Below are 9,385 nucleotides of genomic sequence, written 5' to 3' on the forward strand. Positions count from 1 at the left end.
GTCCCCCATGGTGGGGTGGGCGACCGTGGCCGCCCACCCCACTCGCGGGTTAGCTGACGCAGAAGCCGAACAGCACCGCCGTCATCGAACCCATCACGTACTTCGTGTGCTTGAGCGTGGAAACGATCGCAGACATTCGAATACCCCCTGTCTCAGTTCTTGGCTGAAACCCCACCAGTCAGCGGGGTCACAACGATGTTCATCCGAGCTTGATCCGCTGTCAAGGACTATCGGTTGACCAGTAATTCAGTTGCCAACACATGCAATTGGCATATGCGGCCGTCGAGTTGACGGAACGCATGGTGGCTGATTCGGAGCGTGAGCGTGATGCGTTGTGCGCCGGCGGGATTCGAACGCACGGCACCCATGCCGGGCGGAGCCGGGGCTGGTGCCGCCGGCGGAGCGGAGGCCGGACCGGCCCGGGATCGTCCCGCCGACGGTCGAGCCCTCTCCGTCCTGACCGGCCGCCGGCTGACCGCAGCTGCGTGGGCGGCCCAGTCTCCGGTGGTGGCTCGCTGGCCTTCGGCGGCGACGGTGATCACGATGCCGGGGATGCGGGCGAGGCCCGGGCCGCCCGCGCCGCCGGCCCGCAGCTGGGTCACCGGATACGCGTGCAGCACCGTGCGCTCATGGGCGCAGCCGAACCGCGGGCCCTGCGCGGGATCGCCGGCCCCGGCGATGTGAGAGACCGGGAAGAGGCGAAGGCGTCCCGCAGCGCGCCGGTGATCGCCGACACCGTGGTGGACGACAACGGCTCCCGCCTGGTGCTGGAGCGCAGGCTCGACCGGATCGCGCTCGACGCCGTATGGTCCACCGCCACCCCGTTCCGCAGGAATGACCGGGACCGCTGAGGGACGCGGTGCTGCCGTCCGGCGCGCCGCTCTCCACCACTGACGCGGCATAGCGGGGCCGCGACGCCCGACGGAGTGCCCGGCCCGCGGGGAACCTACCGGTCTCGGCCAGGCCCGTGCGGGGGCCGGCGGTGACCGTGCCGGAGGCGCGAGGCGCGAGGCGCGAGGGTGGTGGGGCTCTGGCCGACGTGGGGCTGAACATCATTTATGCTTCAAGACGGCCACGGGCCAGTGGCACGTCGCTTTACGTGGTAACCGCAGAACGGGCAGTCTGGCCGGTCGAGGAGCGCGAGCGGCGGGACCTTGGCCCGGATGGGAACCGCACGCCGCTGATCACGAAGATCCTGGGGAATCGATGTCATGCCGACACGCCTCTCAGCGGTGCGGGGGTAACCGGCTCGCCCGCCCGTGATTCAGAAGACCCCAGGGAGAAGTGAGGTATGCCCGTGATCTGCGTCGGTGGCATGATCGGAATCGGTAAGACGAGCGTGGCCGAGATCCTGGCCAAGGAGCTGGGCAGCGAGGTCTTCTACGAGAGCGTGGAAGACAATCCGATCCTTCCGCTCTTCTACACGGCCAGCCCCGAGGAGATCCAGGCGAAGCGCTACCCCTTCCTGCTCCAGCTCTACTTCCTGCAGACGCGGTTCGCCGCGATCAAGGAGGCGTACAAGCAGGGCGACAACGTCCTCGACCGGTCCATATACGAGGACTGGTACTTCGCCAAGGTCAATCATGACTTGGGCCGGATCAGCTCCCTCGAGATGCGGGTGTACGAGGGACTGCTCGACGAGATGATGCGCGAGATCGACGGCCTGCCGTACCGCAAGGCACCCGATCTCATGGTCTATCTCAAGGCGGACTTCGCGACGGTGCTGCACCGCATCGGGCTGCGGGGCCGCGACTTCGAGCAGGACGAGAGCCTCGTGGAGTACTACCGGACGCTGTGGTCCGGCTACGACGACTGGGTGCACAAGTACTACTCGGCCAGCGAAGTCCTCGTCGTCGACATGAACCACACCGATGTGGTGAACAACCCCGAGGACGCGGCCCGCGTGGCGCGGGAGGTCAAGGACGCCCTGGCGGCGGGCAGGCGCCGGGCCTGAGGACGGGTCCGTACCGGTGTGCCGTGGCGTGATCCGCCGGAGAGCGGCACGGCTCCTGGAGGACCGTCTACGGGCATCGCGGCCGGTCGGCGGACGGAACCTGGGACCGGATCCCGTAGGAGGTCCAGGCCGATGCCGACCTCGCGGGGCGGATCGACCGGTCCATGGGCGGAGTCGACTCGACCTCCTGCCGGGCCCACCGGCACTTCGGCCGGCGCCCGCACGGCCAGGCCGCGGCTCCCGAAGAACGGACGACGCCCCGGCACCACCGCCCCGATGAGGGACTTGGACGGTCACCGGGCGACCTGACCTGCAGGACGCCGGCAGCCAGCAGCCGAGGTACTGCTCACTGGCATGCCGGATCGTGGGCCTGCTACCCCTGGCACGAGGGCTCCCTGTGCAGCGCCCGCGGCTGCTCCAGCGTGGGTTGGCCATCCGGGCGGGGACCGGAGGTCGCTGTGGTCAGCACTGCCACAGGAACACGGCCTGTACGCAGGGCTCGCAAGCGAAGGCGTAGGCCTCGCCACGACCGCCGAAGTTCATCGCGGTGGAGTGGTCCCGGCCCTCCGCGAGCTGGACGACGAGCCGCATCTCCTGGGCGCAGGTCGGGCAGGCAGGGGTTTCGTCACTCTGTAGCCAGACAGGATGCCCGCCCAACTGGCCGAGGACGTCCAGAGGACTCCGGTTCGGCCGGCTCGCCCACTCCTTGCGCGCCTGGTCGTAATCCGCTGTCTTCGACGGCGTCTCGTAGCTGATGGCGCTCACCGAACCGAGCAGGACCGGTTCTTGGTCGTCTTCCTCGTCCAATGAGGGCACGGGCATCGGCCGGAGCGCGGCCGCGGGGAAGATCAGCGCTTGATTGCCGCCCGCGTGCGGATCCCACTCCTCGCACATCCCCGGATCGTTCTGGCACATGAACAGAGCGAGCACGCCGCGTCCCTCGGTGGCGCCCTGACCCGCGTGGAGGCCAAGGTCATCGAGGAGGATGTGCGCGAGGAACTGCATGGGTCCGTTGCAGGTGGCGCACTGCGGCCACCCAGTCCCGGACGGGGCCAGCGGCACGCCGCCGGTGCGGGTCGCCAGCGTGTCGGGCTCCGTGGTGCCCGCGTATGTCATCAGAGTTGTCGTCACGGTGGCGACTGTACGACGGGCCGCTGACACGGCCGGTTCAGCGGCCGGCCAGCAGGGAGCCCAGGCCCGCGGCCAGGCGCTCGTACTCCTGCGGCACGTTGTAGATCTGCCCGCAGATCCGGATGCCTCCGCCGCCCGGCCAGGGCCAGATCAGAACCCGGCAGCCCAGCCGGGCGGCGATCTCCTCGCGCAGTGCGGCTGCCTCGTCCTGGGTGCGGGCCATGCCCGGCGGCAGGCGCAGCGCGCGCATGGCCAGTGCGTCATCGGCCGGTAGCGAGGTCAGTCCCGGTATCCGGCTGAGCAGTTCGGCCCCGTAGCCGGCCAGGGCACTGTTGTGGGCTCGGACCCGCTCGGGGCCGAGCCGGACGAACAGGTCCAGTCCCTCGGGGGCGGCGAGCCAGCCGGTGTAGTCGGCGGTGGCACGGTACTCCGCCGCGCGGGGGAAGCCGCGGTGGTCCTCCCAGGAGGGCACGGGTGCGGGGACCTGGGCACGGTAGCGGGGTGACACCGCCAGTACGGCGCTGCCCGGTGGGGCGTAGCCCCACTTGTGCAGATTGCCGAACCAGAAGTCGGGCCGGCCGGCCAGCGGGTCGGCCAACATGCCGGGAGCGTGGGCACCGTCGACCAGGGTGGTCACCTCGCGGTCGGCGAGATCCGCCAGCAGCCGAGGGGTGGCGATCACGCGGGCGGTGGGAGAGCTGATCTGGTCGAGCAGCACCGCCACGGTACGGGGGGTGACGGCGGCCAGCACCGCTCGGCGCACCGCGTCCTCGTCGGGCAGCGCCGGGTCGAGGGCGACGGTGGTCAGGCGGGCCCGGCGGGCCGCGGCGCTGACGACGGTGCCGTAGCCGTGGTCGCTGACCAGGATTTCGTCGTCCGGCCCCAGGCGCAGGGCGTCCAATGCGAGGTTGGCGGCCTCGGTGGCGTTGGTGACGAAGGAGATCCCTTCGGGGTCGGCGCCCAGGTGCTCGGCGACGCGGCCCCGGGCCTCGGCGAGTCGGTCCGGGACGGCCACGAAGAAGGCGTCGGGGTCGGTGTCCGCCTCCGCCAGCAGGCGCAGGCGGGCTTGGGTGACCGAAAGCGGTACGGCCCCGTAGGAGCCGTGGTTGAGGTGGGCCACCTGCGGGCTGAGCCGGAACAGCTGCGGTCCGCCGGGGAACGCGGTGGGTGCCGCGGGTGTGGTCACGGCACCTCCACGGTGAAGGTCCGGCCCGGGGCCACCTGGGTGCGGACGTAGGGTCCTTGGACGGTCTGGCTCGGCACGGTGAAGGATACCTCCGGGTAGTCGGCGGACCATTCGGCGGCCGGACCCACCATCGGAGTCGGCCGCCGAAACTCTCAGCAGGTGATCCTCGGATCCGCCCAGTCCGCGTGGTCGTAGTCCTTGCCGTCGCCGCCGTCGGTGACGACGAGCCTGACGGTCCTGGCGCCGCTCACATCGGCGGTGAGCTCTTGCGCACCCTGGAGGTTGGTGAGCACGCCGGTGGCTGCCTTCCTTTCGCCGTCGGCCCAGATCTCGAAGGCGGCGGTGCCGCGCACCCCGGCCTCGTCGTCGAGGCCGACCCGGGCCGTGAACCGCTCGCAGCGGCCCGCGGTGTAGTACTCGACACTGCTCGCGGCGTGCACACCCAGGCCCTTGTCCCAGGTCTCACCGCCGATGGTGATCGCCTTGCCGTCACCGGCCTTCGCCTCGCCGTTGCTGCGGTCCTTCTCGACCGGTCCCCAGCCGTTGGTGGTTGCCAGCGGAGTGAGGTCGCTGATGAGGGTCGTGCCGTCCGCCGGGGCAACGGACACCTTCACCTGGACCGGGGAACTCGCCCTGACCGGTGTCCCGGACAGCGTCCGGTACGTGGTGGTGAACGTCAGGTCGTACGTACCGGGTGCGGTGCCCTGGGGAGCCGTCACCCGCCAAGTGGTCCTGAACGGCGAACCGCCGGACAGCAGCGGCGCGCCGGACGGGGAGTCCGCCTCGACACGCCAGCCCTCGGGAGAGGTCAGCCGGGTGGTGAGGGAGCGCACCGGGAGACGCCCGAGGTTCTCGGTCGTCGCGCTGAGCCCCGTCTCGCCGCCCGCCTCGGTGATCGCGCGACCGTCCGCGCCGGAAGCCACGGCGGGGGGCAGTTGGGCCCACCCGCGGTCGAGGCTCACCCGGACCAACACGGTCCCGTGAGCGGGCACCGTCGCGGCGACCTTGCCCGCGGTGTGGGCGTCGCTGTGCTCCCACAGGTCCCGCACCCGATAGCCGGCCGCCTGGGGCAGTCCGACGGCGCGCGCCGTGGTGGAGATCCGCTGCGGCCGGTCGCTCTCGTTGAACAGGGCGACGGCACGGCCGCCGTCGGCCAGTTCCTTGGCGACCACCCACCGACCGTCCTCGGAACTGACCACCTTGCCCTGTTTGCCCAACCTGTCCTGGTCGACGGCGATGACCTCCTCATTGGAGAGGATGTCGAAGGCGGACTGCGGCGCCGTTCGCAGGTCCGAGCCGATGAGCAGGGGCGCGGCCATGATCGACCACATCGAGAAGTGGGTGCGGTACTCGGTGTCGGTCATGCCGCCGTTGCCGACCTCCAGCATGTCCGGGTCGTTCCAACCGCCGGGGCCCGCGTACTCGTCGAGCGCCAGATTCTCCTTCATGATCGACACCATGGAGTCCCAGCTGTCGCTGATGTCCCCGGTGGTGCGCCAGGCATGGCCGACACCGTTCGCCCACTCCCAGGGTTTGTTCTCGCCCCATTCGCAGATGCTGTAGAGGATCGGACGGCCGGTGGCCTTCAGTGCCTCGCGCATCGTCGTGTAGCGCTTCTTCGCGTCCACGCCCAGGTTGTTGCAGTTGTCGTACTTCAGGTAGTCGACGCCCCAGTCCGCGAACTGCTGTGCGTCGCTGTACTCGTGGCCCAGGCCACCGGGGAAACCCAGCACGTCGCAGGTCTTGATGCCCGCGCTGGTGTAGATGCCGAACTTGAGCCCCTTGTCGTGCACGTAGTCGGCGACGGCCTTGATGCCGTGCGGGAACCGCTTCGGGTCCGGCACGAGCTTGCCCTCGGCGTCCCGCGCGGGCAGGGCCCAGCAGTCGTCGAGGTTGATGTACTCGTACCCCGCCGCCTTCAGCCCCTTCTCCACGAAGAGGTCGGCCATGCCCTTGACCATGGCCTCGTTGAACTCCGCTCGGCAGTGAGTCGAGTTCCAGTTGTTGAAGCCCATCGGGGGCGTCAGGGCCAGGTGGTCGTCATCCGCCGGCGCGGCCGCGAAGGCAGTGGTGCGGGTCTCTTGCGGAGCGCCCTCGGCCAGCGCCGGGGAGCCGAGCACGGTGGCACACAACAGCCCGGCGCCGATCGTCGCGAGAGCGGTGCGTGCGGAAGACCGGGGCCGGGCTCTCCACCCGGGAAAGTGAGCCATCTGCGTATGTCTCCCTCGTCATGCGTCCTGGATCGTGCCCTTGGTGCAGCTGCCAGAGGAAGGCTAGGGAGTGTGGGACTTTGTTGGAAGAGGTGCGACAGTGAGCATTTTTTTCGGCCTGCCCCGCCAACCAGCCGTCCGATGTTGGAGTTTGTTCGACCCATGAGCCGCCTGACCGTGGCGGCGCGGATGCTCCATCGATGGCTACGTCGACGGCAGCCTGCCCGACGCCGACTGGCAACTGCGGCGAGGCACCATCCGCGGGCCGGGCCGGCCGCGTCATCGAAGCCGCTTCCAGTGCCCGGTGGACGGCGGGAGTAGACGAACTCGGTGCCGTGGTACGGCAAGTGGACGGCGCACACGTCTTGCGCAGTGCAATTTCACATTATTATGTTACGGGTCACATTGCAGTTGGAGATCCTTCAGTCACGCTACGGCTCAGCCCTGAGGTTCGTCGGTCCATCACCGAGCCATCCCGCACGACCCCCCACTCAGGAGAACCGATGCCCAAGCACAGACCCGTGCGTTCCTGCGTCCTCGCCACCGCCGTCGCGGCGGCGCTGCTCGCCCCCGCGGTACCGGCGGTGCAGGCCGCCGAGACCGCGTCCGCCGCCCCGGCCACCTTCCGTGCGGCCCCGGCGGCCCACCCGTACGACGAGGTGGAGCGCCTCGCCAAGGCCCCACGCCAGGCAGTGAAGCCCGCCCCCGCCCCGGGCGGCACGCCCGAAGGCCGCATACCCGGTCCGGGGAAGGCGGCGAAGGCGCCGCGGGCGACCGCCCCGGCACCCCGCACGGCCGCGGGAGTGCCCTGCACCCTCGATGGCGTCAGCGGACTCGCTCCGGAGGAGTTCGCCGACTTCCTCGCCGACCCGGCGGTCACCGCGGACGGGTGCCTCCGCGGCCTCGTCTGGACCTGGGACGCACGGCTCGCCCGCGTCATGTCCGATGCTCATGTCCAGGCCGTCAGCCGCCGCGTCAGTTCGCTCGCCGCGTCCCACGACGGCCGCGACGGCAGCCATCTGCTGGAGATGTTCACCTATCTCCACGCCGTGGTGTACCACGACTTCAGCCGCGACGAGATCGACATCACCGACCCGGCCACCACGGACGCCGTCCGCGGGGCCATCGACTCCTTCGGCACCGCGGCCCGAAGCTTCGACGCCACCCCCGCCAACGCGGAGACCCTCCGCGAGGCCCTCTACGCGGGCAGTGCGCCGGGGCTGCGGCAGCACCAGCTCGGTCTCGTCAAGAAGGTGCTGGCCACCATGGACCGGAGCCACGCCGCCACCTACGCGGATGCCAGGTGGGGCGGTGCCGCGCTCGCCGCGCTGTCCGTGAACTACCTCGGCGTCTACCCCGGCAACCGGGACTCCGCGTTCCACACCGCCGCGGCCCGGGACGACTCCTACCGCGCCGCCTTCAAGGCGTTCGCCGGATACGCGCACCTCAAGGGCACCCCCAACGAGTGGGTGGTCCGGGACGCCGTCATGGAGTACGGCCGGTTCGGCCAGATCGACGTGCTGCGCGACGCGCTCGTCCCCGACCTCGGCACGAACGTGCTGCCCACGGCGCAGGCCACCTTCGGCCGTGGCAGCGACCCCTGGATCAAGACGGTCTCCTGGCTCACCTACTACGGGGCGTGCGCGCCGTACGGCGTGTGCAAGGAAGACATCGAGAAGTGGCTCTTCCCCGACACGTACACCTACGACAGCGGCGGCATCAAGGTCCGCACCGCGCTCAGCCGGCCCGTGGTCGACCAGCTCTACTACGCGAGCAAGCAGGTCAAGGCGCAGTTCCACCGGGTCCTGGGCTCCGAGCAGCCACTCGCCGGGGACCCCAACGCGACACTCAACATCGTGCTGTACGCGTCCCGGGCCGACTACGAGAACTACCACCCGCTCCTCACCGGCATGGGCACCGATAACGGCGGCGTCTACATCGAGCAGGGCGCCACCTTCTACACCTACCAGCGCCGGGTGCCGCAGGACTCCTCACTGACCCTGGAGGAGCTGTTCCGCCACGAGTACGTCCACTACCTCAACGGACGGTTCGCGGTCCCCGGCTCCTTCGGAGAGGGTCCCTGGTACCAGGACGACCGCACCACCGCGATGGACGAGGGCACCGCGGAGTTCTTCGACGGCGCCACCCGCTCCGACGGCGTCGCGGCGCGCCGCTCCCTGGTCAGGTCCGTCATCAACGACACGGCCGACGGCGGCCCGCGCATGACGGTGAACCAGCTGCTGCACGCCACGTACACGGAGGACGGCTTCCGCTTCTACCCCTACGCCGGCACCTTCTTCGAGTACCTGTGGTCCCAGCGGCCCGGGGTGCTCCGCCAGATGTACCGGAACCTCCGGGCGAACGACCCGGCCGCCTTCGACGCCTGGCGTGACCACCTGGGAACGGACCCCGCCATCCAGCGCGAGTACGACGCGTTCCTGGACGCGCGGATCGCCGAAGTGGACCGGCTGTTCGTGCCGAACACCACCTTCACGCCCAACGAGCAACTCGAGGACAGCTCGGTGGTGGCCGTCCGGTCCGCCTTCGCCTCGGCGACCTACCAGAACCCGGACTGCGTGGAGAACGGCGATCCCGGCAAGCGGCGCTTCCTCTGCACCGGGCGCATCACCGCGAACCTGTCCGCCGCCGACAACCCCGACCAGGTCTTCAAGGACATGTCGGAGACCGTGGACTACTTCATCCTCGACCGGGCCGGCGCCGCGTCCCACAACCTCGCCGACATGAACTGCAGCTTCGGCGAGGTCGACATATGGAGCGACAGGCGTGCCGGCACCTCGACGTACACCTGCGAAGGTCCGCTGCGGAGTTGAGCGGAGCGCCTGCCTGTCCCTGATACGACCGAGAGGGGCGGGGCACCCGGCCCCGCCCCACCAGCCCCCGTAC

Annotated in this window: 6 protein-coding genes; 3 read left to right on the plus strand and 3 right to left on the minus strand. The window is 70.0% G+C overall.

Features of this window, described 5'->3' with window-relative positions:
• Positions 1 to 629: 629 nt before the first annotated feature.
• Positions 630 to 851: a hypothetical protein gene (locus tag E4099_RS23685; RefSeq protein WP_135341143.1), complete on the plus strand. Its 222-nt coding sequence runs from the start codon at positions 630 to 632 to the stop codon at positions 849 to 851.
• Positions 852 to 1,291: 440 nt separating this feature from the next.
• Positions 1,292 to 1,954, plus strand: coding sequence for a deoxynucleoside kinase (locus E4099_RS23690; RefSeq protein WP_135341144.1), 663 nt, complete (start codon positions 1,292 to 1,294; stop codon positions 1,952 to 1,954).
• A gap of 462 nt (positions 1,955 to 2,416) precedes the next feature.
• On the opposite strand, the gene E4099_RS23700 is transcribed toward E4099_RS23690, so the two are convergent.
• From E4099_RS23700 to E4099_RS23710, 3 genes are all read right to left on the minus strand, one after another.
• Positions 2,417 to 3,085, minus strand: coding sequence for a DUF1963 domain-containing protein (locus E4099_RS23700; protein ID WP_245245120.1), 669 nt, complete (start codon positions 3,083 to 3,085; stop codon positions 2,417 to 2,419).
• A gap of 37 nt (positions 3,086 to 3,122) precedes the next feature.
• Positions 3,123 to 4,271, minus strand: coding sequence for an aminotransferase class V-fold PLP-dependent enzyme (locus E4099_RS23705; protein ID WP_245245121.1), 1,149 nt, complete (start codon positions 4,269 to 4,271; stop codon positions 3,123 to 3,125).
• Between the two features lie 152 nt (positions 4,272 to 4,423).
• Positions 4,424 to 6,481 (minus strand): NPCBM/NEW2 domain-containing protein, encoded by a 2,058-nt coding sequence (locus E4099_RS23710; protein WP_135341146.1) that lies wholly within the window; start codon positions 6,479 to 6,481, stop codon positions 4,424 to 4,426.
• Between the two features lie 503 nt (positions 6,482 to 6,984).
• Here E4099_RS23710 and E4099_RS23715 point away from each other — a divergent pair.
• Positions 6,985 to 9,312: a collagenase gene (locus E4099_RS23715; protein WP_135341147.1), complete on the plus strand. Its 2,328-nt coding sequence runs from the start codon at positions 6,985 to 6,987 to the stop codon at positions 9,310 to 9,312.
• Positions 9,313 to 9,385: the final 73 nt, after the last annotated feature.

The sequence above is a fragment of the Streptomyces palmae genome (assembly GCF_004684805.1).
Taxonomy (GTDB): Bacteria; Actinomycetota; Actinomycetes; order Streptomycetales; family Streptomycetaceae; genus Streptomyces; species Streptomyces palmae.